Below are 13,967 nucleotides of genomic sequence, written 5' to 3' on the forward strand. Positions count from 1 at the left end.
AATTATTATTCAAATATAAGCGTTTACAAATAAAAAAAGCCCTTTCGGGCTCTTTTTCAATTTTTTATTATTAATTTGTGTTTTATACGTAATTAATAACGTTATAAAGTGTACTTATAGCTTAGCAAAAGCGCGCTCTGCCGCTTCAATTGTTGCTTGAACTTCTTGCTCTGTGTGCGCAGCACAAACAAAACCAGCTTCAAACGCTGAAGGTGCTAAATAAACTCCTTCTTCAAGCATTAAGTGGAAGAACTTTTTAAAGCGCTCTAAATCACATTCAGTGGCTTGTTGGTAAGTAGTTACTTTTTCTGCATCAGTAAAGAAAAAGCCATACATGCCGCCAGCGTAGTTAGTCGTTAAGGCAATGCCTGCTTTCTTAGCTGCAGCTTCAAAGCCTTCACAGATCGCTTTACTAATAGCTTCTAATTTTTCGTGAACGCCAGGTGCACTTAGTAACTCAAGTGATTTTAAGCCTGCAGCCATAGCAATTGGGTTTCCTGAAAGTGTACCCGCTTGATAAACTGGGCCTACAGGTGCGATGTAATCCATAATTTCTGTTTTACCACCAAACGCGCCTACTGGCATGCCACCACCAATTACTTTACCTAAACAGGTTAAGTCTGGTTTGATGTTGTAGTAAGCCTGAGCGCCACCAAGGGCTACACGAAAACCTGTCATTACTTCGTCAAAAATAAGCACAGATTGGTACTGATCACAGACTTCACGCAGTCCTTCTAAAAAGCCAGGTACTGGTGGGATACAGTTCATGTTACCTGCAACTGGCTCAACAATAATACACGCGATTTCATCGGCGTATTTAGCAAAAATCGCTTTCACTTCTTCAATATTGTTAAACGATACCGTGAGTGTGTGCTTAGCTAAATCTTCAGGAATGCCCGGAGAGTTAGGTACACCCATAGTTAATGCACCAGAGCCGGCTTTCACTAGCAGTGAATCTGCATGGCCGTGGTAACACCCTTCAAATTTTAAAATTTTGTCACGACCAGTAAAGCCACGGGCTAAGCGAATTGCGCTCATTGTTGCTTCTGTACCTGAGCTTACCATACGTACTTTTTCGATTGATGGTACTAGCTCTTTAACTTTTTCAGCCATTAAAATTTCAGCTTCAGTAGGCGCTCCGTAGCTTAAACCATTTTCTACCGCATCATGCACTGCTTGTTTAATTTCAGGGTGATTGTGGCCCATAATCATTGGACCCCAAGAGCCTACATAATCGATATAACGGTTGCCATCAGCATCAAATGTAAACGCGCCCTGTGCTTTAGTAATAAACAGCGGAGTACCACCTACACCATTAAAAGCACGCACTGGTGAATTTACGCCACCAGGAATAGAGTCTTGAGCTCGTTTAAATAAGTCTTGGCTAATTGTCATGAAAAATCCTATTGTTTTATCACTTTAAAAATAAGAGCTTAGCTATCGCGTTTGCGGCTAAACCAAGGAACGTCTACTTCATACTGCTCAACTTTGTTTTCTACGCCGAGGGTTAAAGCAAACAGTGCCATACGAATAAGAACGCCATTTTGTACTTGGCGGAATATTGCTAGATTGTCGTTAGCATTTAAGTCGTTATCAAGTTCGTTTGCCTCTAAACGGCTATCGCGAGGAAGCGGGTGCATTAATACTGAATTAGGTTTGCAATGGCTATTGTAAATAGACTGGCTAATTCTAAATCCACCACGGTACTTGTTGGCTTCCTCTTGCGACGGAAAACGCTCTTCTTGGATACGTGTTTGATAAACAATATCGGCTGCTAAGTTACCTTCCATTTTATCAACTAGTTCAATTTTATGTCCTGCATTTTCAACGGCAGATAAAATTGAGTCAGGCATTTGCAAGCCATTAGGGGCAACCATTGAAAAGCGAATATTTTTGTAATGACATAATAGCTTTGATAGCGAGTGAACGGTTCGGCCATATTTTAAATCGCCGACTAGCGCAATGTGCATACCATCAATATTTTGATCGAAGCGGTTAAGCTCTCGCTCAATAGTTAATAAATCAAGCAGCGCTTGAGTAGGGTGCTCATTGGGTCCATCGCCACCATTTATTACTGGTACGCTGCAACCTGTTGCAAATTCAGCTACCGAACCTGAGTCTGGATGGCGCATTGCAACCGCATCAGCATAGGCTGAAATAACACGTGCGGTATCATATAGAGACTCGCCCTTTGCAAGCGCAGAGCTTTGCATACCGGTGGTTTCACGAACCAGTCCACCGAGTAAGTTAAACGCAGTGCCAAAACTAACACGAGTACGCGTACTAGGTTCAAAAAATAGATTCGCTAAAATAGCGCCTTCAAGCACATTGGTACGCTTTTGTTTTTTTGCGTATGGCTCCATTTTTTTTGCTACAGCAAATATGCGTTCAATACAGTCTCGATCGAGTTGATTAACAGAGAGTATATTTTCACCTTGGAAACTGAACATGGGGTTATTCCTAGTTATTCAAAAAGGCGCGATAATCCATAAAGGAGCACGCAATCGCGCGTATTATACAAACTTAGTTTGCGACTTGGCAGTGTAATTTATAATCCTGTATTTAAAAGCTTGGCTTAATAATGGCTAAAGCAACTATAACGAGTAACGCTAAAACAGGTAGCTCGTTGAAAATTCGGTAAAACCGATCGCTTTTTGTATTTCTATCGTGTTTAAAATCAGCTAATAATTTGAAACAGTAGCCATGATAAATATATAAAATGATTACCAGCACTAGTTTATAATGCAGCCACATACTGTAACGAAACCATTCGCGGCCGTATTCAACAATAGTTAATACGCCAAACACTGCGGTAAGCACAGCAAAGGGGGTAACAAAATAAAGCAGCCGACGTTCCATTACTTTTAGCATTGAGTTACACGATTTTTCTTCACTCATAGCGTGATAAACAAAAAGTCGAGGTAGGTAAAAAATACCGGCAAACCAAGCAATCATAAAAAATACGTGCAAGGTTTTGTAAATTAATAATGCGCTCATACTGTTCTCATTATTGTTAAAGTAAACTGTTACGTATGGTTAGAATATGATGGATTTGATCCCACCTTAGTAATCCCATAATTTGTTGATTATCTAATAAGTTATATACATAAAGTGCACCACTGCGTTTATCATTTAAAATTTCAAAGGCATCTGCAAGAGTGGCCTGGCTGCTGATACCTTGTAAGCTAATGTACTTTATATTGACCGCCTGATCAGACATTAAACTTAAGTCATATTCAGCTAGGCGATAACCATTTTCCTCGTCAAACACAATTAACGGTGTTTGGCTGTCCATGGCATCTAGACTGTTTTTTATTTGCTCTTTATCGTCAGAGTAGAGCAGTTTAAAGTCTTCATCCATGTCATCCATCACCCCTACTTTTTGTAGGGCTTCAGTGGCGGGAGATACATGGTAAGGTAATCCCTGAAAGTCTAATTGCTGTAAAAATATAGAGCGGTTACCAAACACCTGCAAAGCTGTAACGTAGGCGGTGGTAATGACGATCATCGCCGGTACAATAATTTCAGGTGAAGAGGTCAGCTCCATCACGGTAGTTAGTGCCGCTAAGGGAGAGTGCAATGTGGCAGCTAGTAAGCCTGCCATGCCGAGCACCCCATAAGTACCAGCTATGTCAGTTCCTGGGCTAATAAACTGGGCAAAAAATGCCATTAAAGTGCCGGTTAAAACGCCAAGTCCAATAACCGGACCAATTAACCCACCAGGAATACCTAAGCCAATAGCAAACAAGGTGGCTAATAACTTAGCAATTAAAATAGTGGTAAGTAGTTGCATGTTTTCAGGTGACTCTACAGCAATGGTTATCGCACTCATCCCTGAGCCCATAGCTTGTGGAACTGCATAGGCAATTAAGCTGGCAATACACCCTGCAATTATTAAACGAGGAAACATACTTAGTGGTTTAAAGGTTTTAATAATCAGCATTAAGTTTTGATTAAAAGCATAAGCCACCGCACCCAGCCCCATGCCGCACAAAATTAAATAGGGGTAATGCCACCCACTTAAGGGGGCAATGCTTATTAGCGCAAGTTCTGAGCCTTCACCAAATACAAATTGAGTGGCTAATGCACCAGTAACGGCTGCGAGCATTATCGGCACAAAAATATGCACTTTGTATTCTCTGAGCACCACTTCCATTACAAAAATAACCGCAGCAAGCGGGGTATTGAACGACGCAGCAATTCCCGCGGCAACGCCACATCCACTGAGGGTACGCATAGCGTTGTGAGGTAAGTGTAATTTATTCGCTAATATGCTTGCCCCAGCAGCCCCCATGTGAACTGATGGGCCTTCGCGACCAACAGAAAAACCGCTGATCAGCGCCAGTGCACCACCAACAAACTGATTAACCGTGTTATACAGTGGCATTTGCCCGTAATGGCGCTTGATTCTGTGTATTACAAAAGGAATACCTAAGCGGTAATGTTTAAAGCCAGTGAAAGCCGCAAATGTAGCTATTAATAACGCTGCAACTAAAGGCATTAATACCCGCTCTAAAGTGGGTAGGGTGGTAAAATCGTCAGGGGTTTCTAGAAATAAACTTTGGAAAAATAAAATGGTTAAGCGGAACAGTATAATAAAAAATGCAGCAATTAATCCGGCACTTACGCCTAATAAGCATAATTGTACGGATGTTTTTGGTTTTGCTAATCGACGTCTCAGTCGCTCAAGCCACATGCTTTATTTCCCCGTAGCATTTTTAGGCGTCAAGTTTATCAAAATAGTCTAGGGAAGTCCTTGAGATTTTTAACAACAGATTAATTTAAATTTAATTTATACTGCACCTATTCACAGAGTGAGCTAAACAAGCCATGTTAGCATTGGAGCGTAGAAGCAGGATTAACTATACTTGATTAAAACACTCAGGTATTAGATAATCTCGCGCATTAGTATTAAGGTATTGAGGGTTATAAGATGTCTGAAGAATTACCCATTAAGTTTAGCGACGCAGCCGCTGTGCGTGTTAAACAGTTAATCGACGAAGAAGAAAACCCAGATCTAAAACTGCGTGTTTATGTCACAGGCGGTGGGTGTTCAGGTTTTCAATACGGCTTTACTTTTGATGAAAAAGCGAATCCTGGCGATTTAGAAATTGTTAAAAATGGGGTTACCTTAGTCATTGACCCTATGAGTATCCAGTATTTAGTTGATGGCGAAGTTGACTACACCGAAGGATTAGAGGGGGCACGCTTTTTTGTCTCTAACCCTAATGCCACAACAACGTGTGGCTGTGGTGCTAGTTTTAGCGTATAAAAATATCGTTATCCAAAAAAACCGCTTAATAAGCGGTTTTTTTATGTGCTTAAAAAATCATAACTCAGTTGGGCTGTACTCTGTTATTTGCATCATTAACACAAAAAAGCCAAGCACAAACGCAGAGAAGACTAAAATATAGATAAAGCCTTTTTTACCCTGCTTTAATGGAATAGCATAATGGCGTAAAAAAAAGTACCAACCTAAGCACAAAATAATAGGTAGTAAAAAGAGTAGTCTAAACATGATTTGATCTCTATAAGCTAGGGTCAATAGACCTTAATAATAAACAGCTTATATTTAAATGAAACAAAAAAGTTATAAAATATTTAACCTTATTCAGACTTAGTAAATATTTGTTGTTAAACTTTAATCGTAGAATTACTAATTAATCATTCAGATCAACGGTGAATGGTATATAATGTATCCAAGAATGAAACGGGCAAGGTTTCATTTTTCACAATAATAAAGAGTTAGTACATATTTGAGTTTTGTTGATTGAATTGTAAGCGTTTACACTGCGCCTTAGTTAGTGGCAGTGAGTTTTCAGTGTTGATCACAATGAGCACTTGGCAATATGTACAGTTAAACAACGAGTAGGAGTTGTATATGATGGGTAAAACCGTATCTTCGGAAGAAAATGCAAAGTTAACAAAGTGGCTTAAAACTAAGCGCCATGAAAAAGGCTACACAATGCGCAGCCTAGCGCAAATTTTGGGTACGCCACATTCTTTTATTGGCAAAATCGAAAATCAAGAGCGTCGCTTAGATGTGATTGAGTTTGTTCGCTACTGTAATGCATTAGAAGTCGACCCGTATGAAGCATTAAGCTTAATTAAAGCTGACTAACGCTGTTAGGCTGTAATCGTAAAGTTAAATCTAACGTCTACAGCCAATACTAATGCAGGGATGCATTAGGTGTTACCTACTATGATAATTTTGCTCTAATGCATATAGTTTGTGCCTAATTAGATATAAAAATATTAATGAAGGTAAAACCATAAGTGCTGTTAAAACAAAAAATAATGACCAATTCCCCATTAGCCAATCATCGATAACTACGCCACTATAACTCGATAATAACGTACGTCCTAAATTACCCAATGATGCTAATAGCGCATAATGGGTGGCGCTAAATGCTCTGTCACACAGCATAGATATAAAGGCAACCATCGCCACTAAAGACCAGGCTTGGGTAAAACCATCAACTACAATCGCCATTGCATATAAGTGTTCTTGTGGCCCTGCTAAGGCAATCCAAGAAAACATTAAGTTAGATGCAGCCATGGCGATGCCACTAATAAATAAGCCTTTTACTATGCCATATTTGTGGTTAAAAATACTGCCTAAAAAGGCAAATACGATAGTGATTAAACCCGTGCCTAGCTTGGAGTAATTTGCTATTTGGGTATTACTAAAGCCCACTTCCTTATAAAATACAATCGACATTCGTGCTAAAAATGCTTCACCAATTTTAAATAAGAAAATAAACGCCAGCAGTGCTAGTGCAGTTTTAACCCCATTTTTAGCAAAAAAGGTTTTAAATGGGTCAACCACGGTGACACCCAGCCATGCGAGTATTTTCGTTAGTGGTGTTTGTTTGCTTGCCGCAAGCTTTTCAAGATAAACACGCTCTAGCTCGGCATGAACAGCTTCACGGTTTGATTTTGGTTCTTTAGCCCAAAACACACAGCTAATTAATAACAGCATAATCGCAGATAAAAAATAATAGACCTGCGGCCAGTCTATGTTTGGCATATCAGCCATATAAAAGGGCACAGCCCCTAATAAAGCATAACCTGTCCACCAACCTGATGTAGCCATTGCGGCGGCTGCGGTGGCTTTGTGAGATTCATTTTCACTAAGAGTGTCTATTCGAAAAGCATCTATAGCAATATCTTGCGTTGCAGAGGCTATGGCGATCAGCAAGCAAAGTGCGGCGGCAATCGCTAGGTTTGCTTTTAGATCAAGCCCTGCAAGTAGTAACGTGCCAAGCAAAATAAAGCTTTGGCAAAACAGGATCCAACTACGGCGCTGACCAAGCCAGTTGTACAAAAAGGGCAGTTTAGTGCGGTCTATTAAAGGCGACCATAAAAAATTGATACTGTAGGCACCAAACACAATGCCAAATAAGCCTATCATGCTGCGACTCAAACCTTCATCTTTAAGCCAAGCCGACATTACCGAGCCAATTAACACCCACGGAAAACCACTGCTCATTCCAAATATAAAAACATTAATTAAACGTTTATCTTTAAAATAAGAAAAATATTCGCGAACAGAAAGTGTGCTATTCATAGGGGCTCATTGGCTCATAGAAAGAGCAGCCAAAGCTGCTCTGATAAAAAGTTATAAAGGAACTTGTTCAAGCACCTTGATATTTAATATAACAACCGGTTTTTCAGGGACAAAGTTGTAGCCAATTTTGTCATTAAAACCCGTTTTTACAGCCATGATTTTATCGAGCGTCTCATAACCTTCCATAACACTGCCAAACACGGCAAATCCCCAATCACGTCCAGGGTTTAAATGGTCATTGTCATCCATATTAAAAAAGAACTGACGCGTTCCTGAGTGTGGTTCTCGATCTTGATAGGCCATAGCAATGCTATACATATCGTTAGTTAAGCCGTTACCGCTTTCATTAAAAATAGGGTCGTTTTCATGCAGGCCATCGTAATCTTTATCATAACCACCGCCTTGAATTACAAAATCACGATCATTTTCTACATCGCGTTCTACACGATGAAACACACTGCCTTGATAGCTTTTATCAGACACATAAGTCAAAAAGTTATTGACCGTAATAGGGGCTCTTGAGCGGTCTAGCTCAACCACAATACTGCCCAACGATGTCACAATTTCTACTCGAGGGAAAATATTATCTTTTTGCACAAAGCGGCCTTCTTGTGCCGCTAAACTATTTACGCTAAAAAATAAGCTTACGCAGATTAAAAAAAGTTGCTTCATTATTAACCTTCTAAAAATGCAATTAATTCAGGGTCAGATACAATGCGGGTAATTAACTGCTCAGTCAACTTATTGAGCTGACCTTCAATTTTTGCCCTATCATGACCAAGTGGTCCAGATAAATTAGCATTACCGCTATAACGCTTACTGAAATTACTTGTAGGGCGAATCACTCGTACTTCAAATTCAATCTTGGCATCACTGGTATGGCTCATTAGCTTTTCTGTAACCACAGCTTGCAGTGCATGAATATCTAACTCAAAGCGCAATTGCGCTAAATTAGAAATGCTAGCGCCATTGCGACTAAGCGCACTGTCTAGCGCACTTTTAACTGACTCAGTAATACCCGTGCTGGCAATGGTTTTTGTTTTGCTTGATTCAATAAGCTTTAAGGTTGCACTGTCACCACGTAAATCAATCACGCTGGTGTTTAAGCTGTTATTGATTGAGCTTATTTGTCCACTTTTATACACAGGGTTGAGAATAAGCTGATTAGGCTGATTGGCACATCCCGAAAAAACCACTAAAGTACAACAGCTCAATAATATCTTTATGAGTTTCATTTATAACGTTCCACTATTTTTAGTTGCGCTGAGTACCACAAACTTTTTATTAGAGCCTAATAAAGTACAGTTACCAAACATACGGTTTAGTTTGTCATGATAATCTAAATGACGATTGCCAATAATACGCAGCTCGCCACCTTCTTTTAATGTGTCTTTTGCTTGTTTAAACATTTGCCACGCGATGTGGTCGGTAACCGCTTGTGCTTGGTGAAATGGCGGATTACACAATACAATATCGGCACTTTCACGTTCAAAGTCGGTTAAACAATCATTCTCTATAAAGGTACATTGTTCAAACTTGTCTTCCATGTTTAATTCAATGTTGAGTCGAGCTGATTCAACCGCCATATACGACTCATCAACAAAGCTAATACTAGCATTAGGGCAGCGCGCTAATGTCATTAAGCCAACCACGCCATTACCACAGCCTAAATCTATAATATTTTTGGCTTTATTTGTTTGTGGCAAATAATTAAAAAAGAAGCGCGCACCTATATCAAGTGAATCACGCGAAAACACATTGGCATGATTGCTTATTGTAAAATCAGTGCCTTCAAGTGGCCAGCTGACTGGGAAATCTGCGCCTTTATAACCGCCAGCGGCTTGGCTAATAATTAAACGTGATTTTTTTACTGCAAGACTTGTTTTCGTCTCACCAATAAAGTTTTCAAATGCTTTAATAGTAGAGTTATGCACGTCTTTAGTTTTTGCAGCACCAATAACTGGCGTATCTGGCGCGAGCACCTCGCTTAATTCAGATAGCTGATATTGTAAAAAAGCCAACGTGCGTGGTACTTTTACCAACACTAGGTCTACTTGCTCAGGTAGAGCCGATAAACTATCAAGCTGGCTAAACGCAGTCGTCGCGATTTTGTTTTCCGCTAAGTTATAAGCAGCCGCCTGATGGCTAATATATGAGTCGTTTACTGAACAAACTGTTAATTGTTGCTTGCTAAAGTAACAGCTAAGTGCACCAAAACTGTCGTTTAAGATCAGTAACGAGCGACAATCAGGGTAGTGTTCATTAACATAGTCAATAAGGTATTCGTCTGCTGAATCCCACGCTTGTAAGCTGCGGTTTTTTTGATCCAAAGGAAAGCGTTCAAGAGTAAAAGTGTTATCGCCGAGCGTAGCTTGCGTAGTCATAATAGTTTAATGATCGGTAATCAAATGATAGGTAAATTCTAACATGCAACCGCCAAACGCCAACCCCCAACTGTTACCAAATGGCTTTTCTTATCAAAGTAAGGTACTTAGCGCACAAAAAAGCCTCGATTTATTTTATTATTTGCAGCAAAACCTAAATTGGCAACAGCCAAACATTACAGTGTTTGGTAAAACGGGGCCAATACCTAGGCTACAATGTTTTATCAGCGAAGAAAATCTTGAGTACGGTTATTCTGGGCATAAACTCGACTTAGAGCCTTGGCCAGACGTATTACTTGCCATGCGAACACGTTTAGAAAATCACCTACAGCAACCATTTAACTCAATTTTGGTTAATTATTATCGGGATGGCCACGATTGTATGGGTTGGCATAGCGATGACGAGGCTGAGCTAGGGCCTGAGCCTACCATAGCGTGTGTGTCGCTTGGTGCAGAGCGGTTATTTAAACTTAAACACAAAGTAAGCAACAGCATTACTAACATCAAATTACAAAGTGGTAGTTGTTTAATAATGAGCGGACAGAGCCAACAAAATTACCAGCATGCGCTACCAAAACAAACAACACTTAAACACCCGCGGATCAGTTTAACGTTTCGCTACATTAGTTAAATAGCATTAGCCATGGTGTAGCCGCAGTTGTTATAGTAACTATATAACTGAATTTTGAGGGTGGTTTTTATGTCAATGCAACAACAAATACGTGACAAGCTAGCAAATGCTATTGCGTGTAAGCATTTAAATGTTATTAACGAAAGCCATATGCACAGTGCGGGGACTGAATCTCACTTTAAAGTGATTGTAGTCAGTGAAGAATTCGCTGGTAAGCGATTATTGCAGCGTCATCGTGAAATTAATGAAATTTTAAAAGATGAGCTGGCAAATCATATTCATGCGCTTGCTATGCACACTTATACTCCTGAGGAATTTACCGAGCACGACGGCGAAGCGCCGCAGTCACCTAATTGCATGGGCGGCTCAAAAGTTGGATAACAGGTAATAGTGGATTGGTTTGAGCAGTGAGTAACTGATCAGATCAGTTTTTTTTGTTTTAGCCTTTAAACTAGCGCTAATTTTTATTGTAAAAGATATAGGATGATCAATGGTCATTAAGCCTAAAATTCGCGGATTTATCTGCACCAATGCACACCCAGTTGGCTGTGCAGAGCATGTTCAAGAACAAATTAATTATGTTAAGCAGCAAGGAGCATTAAAAAATGCGCCTAAAAATGTATTAGTTATTGGTGCGTCTACAGGTTATGGCCTTGCATCTCGCATTACCGCTGCATTTGGTGGTGGCGCTAAAACATTGGGTGTGTTCTTTGAAAAAGAAGGCACTGAACGTAAAACAGGCTCTGCGGGTTGGTACAACACGGCGGCATTTCAAACAGCCGCTGAAGCTGAAGGCTTATGGTCTAAAAATATTAATGGTGATGCGTTTTCTAACGAAATCAAACAAAAAACAATCGACACCATTAAAGCTGAATTAGGTAAAGTTGACTGTATTATTTACAGCTTAGCATCACCTCGTCGTACTGATCCAAATACAGGGGAAGTGTTTTCTTCAACACTTAAGCCAATTGGTAATGCAGTAACCACTAAAAACTTAAATACGTCAAAGCGTGAAATTGATGAAGTAACTGTTGAAGCAGCAAACCAAGACGATATCGACAACACCATTAAAGTAATGGGTGGCGAAGACTGGGAAATGTGGATTGACGCCCTTAAAGACGCTGATGTACTAGCAGATAACTTTAAAACAACGGCTTACACATACATTGGTAAAGAACTAACTTGGCCAATATATGGACATGCAACCATAGGTAAGGCAAAAGAAGACCTAGACCGTGCCACTGGAGCTATTAAAGCCGCTACCCAAGATTTAAATGGCGAAGCTTACGTTTCTTCACTTAATGCGGTTGTTACCCAAGCAAGCTCGGCAATCCCAATAATGCCGCTTTACATTTCGGCACTATTTAAAGTGATGAAGGCTGATGGCACTTACGAGGGCACAATTGAGCAAATTCATGCGTTATTTAATGAAAACCTATACGGTGATTCACCACGTTTTGATGAGGGCGGACATTTATTCCAAAACTACAAAGAGCTGGAAGATGACGTTCAAGCACGTGTTCAAACTATTTGGGATAGTGTAGACACAAGTTCAATTGATGAGTTAACGGATTACGTGGGCTACCATAATGAGTTTTTACGCTTGTTTGGTTTTGGCATTGATACGGTTGATTACGAGCAAGATGTTAATCCTGTTGCGCCAATTGCAAATATGATTGATTAATCTGTCGCTAGTAATCCGATTTTGAAAAAGTCGCCTAGTGCGACTTTTTTGTTTTTTTAGCCTTGATTTGAAAAAAATTTTGCTATTTGTTGGTTTATTTACCACTTTGGTCTAGCTTGTATTTTATTAATTATGAATTACAAAACTAAATAAACGTTTCTCTCGTATAATTTTCATAAATACACTCGCATAGTCAGTCACAATAATGTTAAAATCAAAGCAATATGTGAGGAGTTTTACTGCGCTGCTTGTTTGGTATCTATAGCGAGTCATTTTATAGCTTGCAATAATACAAATAGCGGCGTGGTTGGTACGATTTTTCAGTTTCTTTCCGTTAATGTAGTGCAAGTGCGTATGATCAATATAAAAAAAGGTCTGGATTTACCCTTAGAGGGCGCACCTCAGCAAGTTATTCATGATGGTTCTGCCGTCAAACGTGTAGCTGTGCTAGGTGAAGAGTTTATCGGTATGCGTCCAACCATGCATGTTCGTGTGGATGACCAAGTCAAAAAAGGCCAGGTACTTTTTGAAGATAAAAAGAACCCAGGCGTATTATTTACTGCACCAGCTTCTGGTACAGTAAAAGAAATTAATCGCGGTGCTAAACGTGTTCTGCAATCTGTTGTTATTGAAGTAAACGGCAGTGAGCAAATCACCTTTGGTTCTTTCTCGGAAACTGAGCTTAACAGCTTAGACCGTGAAAAAGCTAAAGAAGTACTAGTTCAATCGGGTCAATGGACAGCACTTCGTGCTCGCCCATTTAGTAAAATAGCGGCATTGGATGCAAATCCTAGCTCTATTTTTGTGACAGCTATCGATACCAATCCACTTGCTGCAGATCCTGCAGTAGTTATTGCTGAAAATGCGAAAGCGTTTGAAGCAGGTTTGGCTGTTGTGTCACGTTTAACCGATGGCAAAGTATTTGTTTGTAAGCAAGCAGGCAGTCAAGTTCCTAGTTCACCTATTGCTCAAGTAGAAGTACATGAGTTTGGTGGCGTGCACCCAGCTGGCCTTGTTGGCACACATATCCATCACCTTGACCCAGTATCTGCTAGTAAGCAAGTTTGGCACATTGGTTACCAAGACGTTATTGCGTATGGTCACCTTTTCCTTACTGGTGAAATTTACACAGACCGTGTGATTTCGCTTGCAGGTCCGCGTGTTAAGAATCCTCGTTTAGTGAAAACACAATTAGGTGCTTCATTAGATGACTTAGTAGCAGGTGAATTAGAAGACGGTGATAACCGTGTTATTTCTGGTTCTGTACTTGCAGGTGCTACGTCGTCTGGTGTTCATGCATTCTTAGGCCGTTACCACGTTCAAGTATCTGTATTACTTGAAGGTCGCGAAAAAGAATTGTTTGGCTGGATTGCACCAGGTAGTGATAAATTCTCTGTAACGCGTACATTCTTGTCTCACCTTACACCGAGTCGTTTATTTAAAATGACAACGTCTACGGGCGGTTCAAAACGTGCCATGGTTCCACTTGGAAGCTATGAGCGTGTTATGCCACTTGATATTTTGCCAACGCTTTTATTACGTGACTTATTGTCTCGTGATTTAGACAGTGCAATTTCATTAGGTGCGCTTGAATTAGATGAAGAAGATTTAGCGTTATGCACCTTCGTTTGTCCTGGCAAATACGAGTACGGCGCTGCCCTACGCGATTGCTTAACTACGATCGAGAAGGAAGGCTAA

General features: G+C 40.1%; 15 protein-coding genes. 6 read left to right on the plus strand and 9 right to left on the minus strand.

Annotation, left to right across the window (positions count from 1 at the left end; translation table 11 throughout):
* Positions 1-114 precede the first annotated feature (114 nt).
* From hemL to QL989_RS12550, 4 genes are all read right to left on the minus strand, one after another.
* On the minus strand, positions 115-1,395 hold the full coding sequence (hemL, locus tag QL989_RS12535; RefSeq protein WP_069440337.1) for a glutamate-1-semialdehyde 2,1-aminomutase: 1,281 nt from the start codon (positions 1,393-1,395) through the stop codon (positions 115-117).
* Between the two features lie 38 nt (positions 1,396-1,433).
* The gene (locus tag QL989_RS12540) at positions 1,434-2,450 is read right to left on the minus strand and encodes an aspartate carbamoyltransferase (protein ID WP_290170677.1); all 1,017 of its coding nucleotides are present in this window, start codon (positions 2,448-2,450) and stop codon (positions 1,434-1,436) included.
* 112 nt (positions 2,451-2,562) lie between these two features.
* Positions 2,563-2,997: a CopD family protein gene (locus QL989_RS12545; RefSeq protein WP_010391077.1), complete on the minus strand. Its 435-nt coding sequence runs from the start codon at positions 2,995-2,997 to the stop codon at positions 2,563-2,565.
* Between the two features lie 16 nt (positions 2,998-3,013).
* Positions 3,014-4,696 carry a chloride channel protein gene (locus QL989_RS12550; RefSeq protein WP_010391078.1) on the minus strand — a complete coding sequence of 561 codons (1,683 nt, stop codon included), beginning with the start codon at positions 4,694-4,696 and terminating at the stop codon, positions 3,014-3,016.
* Positions 4,697-4,933: 237 nt separating this feature from the next.
* Between QL989_RS12550 and erpA the strand changes: the two genes are divergently transcribed.
* The gene (erpA, locus tag QL989_RS12555; RefSeq protein ID WP_002958911.1) at positions 4,934-5,272 is read left to right on the plus strand and encodes an iron-sulfur cluster insertion protein ErpA; all 339 of its coding nucleotides are present in this window, start codon (positions 4,934-4,936) and stop codon (positions 5,270-5,272) included.
* 57 nt (positions 5,273-5,329) lie between these two features.
* Here erpA and QL989_RS12560 read toward each other — a convergent pair whose 3' ends face one another.
* Positions 5,330-5,518 carry a hypothetical protein gene (locus tag QL989_RS12560; protein WP_054202023.1) on the minus strand — a complete coding sequence of 63 codons (189 nt, stop codon included), beginning with the start codon at positions 5,516-5,518 and terminating at the stop codon, positions 5,330-5,332.
* Positions 5,519-5,881: 363 nt separating this feature from the next.
* On the opposite strand from QL989_RS12560, the gene QL989_RS12565 reads away from it, so the two are divergent.
* Positions 5,882-6,121, plus strand: a complete 240-nt coding sequence (locus tag QL989_RS12565) for a helix-turn-helix transcriptional regulator (RefSeq protein WP_008111877.1) — start codon at positions 5,882-5,884, stop codon at positions 6,119-6,121.
* A 72-nt stretch (positions 6,122-6,193) separates the two neighbouring features.
* Here QL989_RS12565 and QL989_RS12570 read toward each other — a convergent pair whose 3' ends face one another.
* The 4 genes from QL989_RS12570 to QL989_RS12585 are packed head-to-tail and all read right to left on the minus strand — an operon-like array spanning position 6,194 to position 9,954.
* On the minus strand, positions 6,194-7,570 hold the full coding sequence (locus tag QL989_RS12570; protein ID WP_290170678.1) for an MFS transporter: 1,377 nt from the start codon (positions 7,568-7,570) through the stop codon (positions 6,194-6,196).
* A gap of 51 nt (positions 7,571-7,621) precedes the next feature.
* Positions 7,622-8,242: a peptidylprolyl isomerase gene (locus tag QL989_RS12575; protein WP_008111880.1), complete on the minus strand. Its 621-nt coding sequence runs from the start codon at positions 8,240-8,242 to the stop codon at positions 7,622-7,624.
* Positions 8,243-8,244: 2 nt separating this feature from the next.
* On the minus strand, positions 8,245-8,805 hold the full coding sequence (locus tag QL989_RS12580) for a YajG family lipoprotein (RefSeq protein WP_008111881.1): 561 nt from the start codon (positions 8,803-8,805) through the stop codon (positions 8,245-8,247).
* Entirely contained in the window at positions 8,806-9,954 is a 1,149-nt protein-coding gene (locus QL989_RS12585; protein WP_198522328.1) for a methyltransferase, read from the minus strand. It abuts the gene before it with no gap.
* Positions 9,955-9,997: 43 nt separating this feature from the next.
* Here QL989_RS12585 and QL989_RS12590 point away from each other — a divergent pair, with 43 nt between their 5' ends.
* The 4 genes from QL989_RS12590 to QL989_RS12605 all read left to right on the plus strand — a co-directional run bounded on the left by QL989_RS12590 (position 9,998) and on the right by QL989_RS12605 (position 13,967).
* Entirely contained in the window at positions 9,998-10,585 is a 588-nt protein-coding gene (locus QL989_RS12590) for an alpha-ketoglutarate-dependent dioxygenase AlkB (protein WP_290170679.1), read from the plus strand.
* A gap of 69 nt (positions 10,586-10,654) precedes the next feature.
* The gene (locus QL989_RS12595) at positions 10,655-10,966 is read left to right on the plus strand and encodes a BolA family protein (RefSeq protein ID WP_010391086.1); all 312 of its coding nucleotides are present in this window, start codon (positions 10,655-10,657) and stop codon (positions 10,964-10,966) included.
* A 109-nt stretch (positions 10,967-11,075) separates the two neighbouring features.
* A complete protein-coding gene (gene fabV, locus QL989_RS12600) occupies positions 11,076-12,269 on the plus strand; it encodes an enoyl-ACP reductase FabV (RefSeq protein ID WP_290170680.1) in 1,194 nt (397 codons plus the stop codon).
* Between the two features lie 354 nt (positions 12,270-12,623).
* Positions 12,624-13,967: a Na(+)-translocating NADH-quinone reductase subunit A gene (locus QL989_RS12605; RefSeq protein WP_054202028.1), complete on the plus strand. Its 1,344-nt coding sequence runs from the start codon at positions 12,624-12,626 to the stop codon at positions 13,965-13,967.

The sequence above is a fragment of the Pseudoalteromonas sp. APC 3224 genome, from assembly GCF_030407535.1.
Classification (GTDB): Bacteria; Pseudomonadota; Gammaproteobacteria; order Enterobacterales; family Alteromonadaceae; genus Pseudoalteromonas.

Coding starts and splice junctions, on each gene's coding strand:
- hemL (WP_069440337.1), bottom strand. CDS start 1,395: ATGACAATTAGCCAAGACTTATTTAAACGAGCTCAAGACTCTATTCCT.
- QL989_RS12540 (WP_290170677.1), bottom strand. CDS start 2,450: ATGTTCAGTTTCCAAGGTGAAAATATACTCTCTGTTAATCAACTCGAT.
- QL989_RS12545 (WP_010391077.1), bottom strand. CDS start 2,997: ATGAGCGCATTATTAATTTACAAAACCTTGCACGTATTTTTTATGATT.
- QL989_RS12550 (WP_010391078.1), bottom strand. CDS start 4,696: ATGTGGCTTGAGCGACTGAGACGTCGATTAGCAAAACCAAAAACATCC.
- erpA (WP_002958911.1), top strand. CDS start 4,934: ATGTCTGAAGAATTACCCATTAAGTTTAGCGACGCAGCCGCTGTGCGT.
- QL989_RS12560 (WP_054202023.1), bottom strand. CDS start 5,518: ATGTTTAGACTACTCTTTTTACTACCTATTATTTTGTGCTTAGGTTGG.
- QL989_RS12565 (WP_008111877.1), top strand. CDS start 5,882: ATGATGGGTAAAACCGTATCTTCGGAAGAAAATGCAAAGTTAACAAAG.
- QL989_RS12570 (WP_290170678.1), bottom strand. CDS start 7,570: ATGAATAGCACACTTTCTGTTCGCGAATATTTTTCTTATTTTAAAGAT.
- QL989_RS12575 (WP_008111880.1), bottom strand. CDS start 8,242: ATGAAGCAACTTTTTTTAATCTGCGTAAGCTTATTTTTTAGCGTAAAT.
- QL989_RS12580 (WP_008111881.1), bottom strand. CDS start 8,805: ATGAAACTCATAAAGATATTATTGAGCTGTTGTACTTTAGTGGTTTTT.
- QL989_RS12585 (WP_198522328.1), bottom strand. CDS start 9,954: ATGACTACGCAAGCTACGCTCGGCGATAACACTTTTACTCTTGAACGC.
- QL989_RS12590 (WP_290170679.1), top strand. CDS start 9,998: ATGCAACCGCCAAACGCCAACCCCCAACTGTTACCAAATGGCTTTTCT.
- QL989_RS12595 (WP_010391086.1), top strand. CDS start 10,655: ATGTCAATGCAACAACAAATACGTGACAAGCTAGCAAATGCTATTGCG.
- fabV (WP_290170680.1), top strand. CDS start 11,076: ATGGTCATTAAGCCTAAAATTCGCGGATTTATCTGCACCAATGCACAC.
- QL989_RS12605 (WP_054202028.1), top strand. CDS start 12,624: ATGATCAATATAAAAAAAGGTCTGGATTTACCCTTAGAGGGCGCACCT.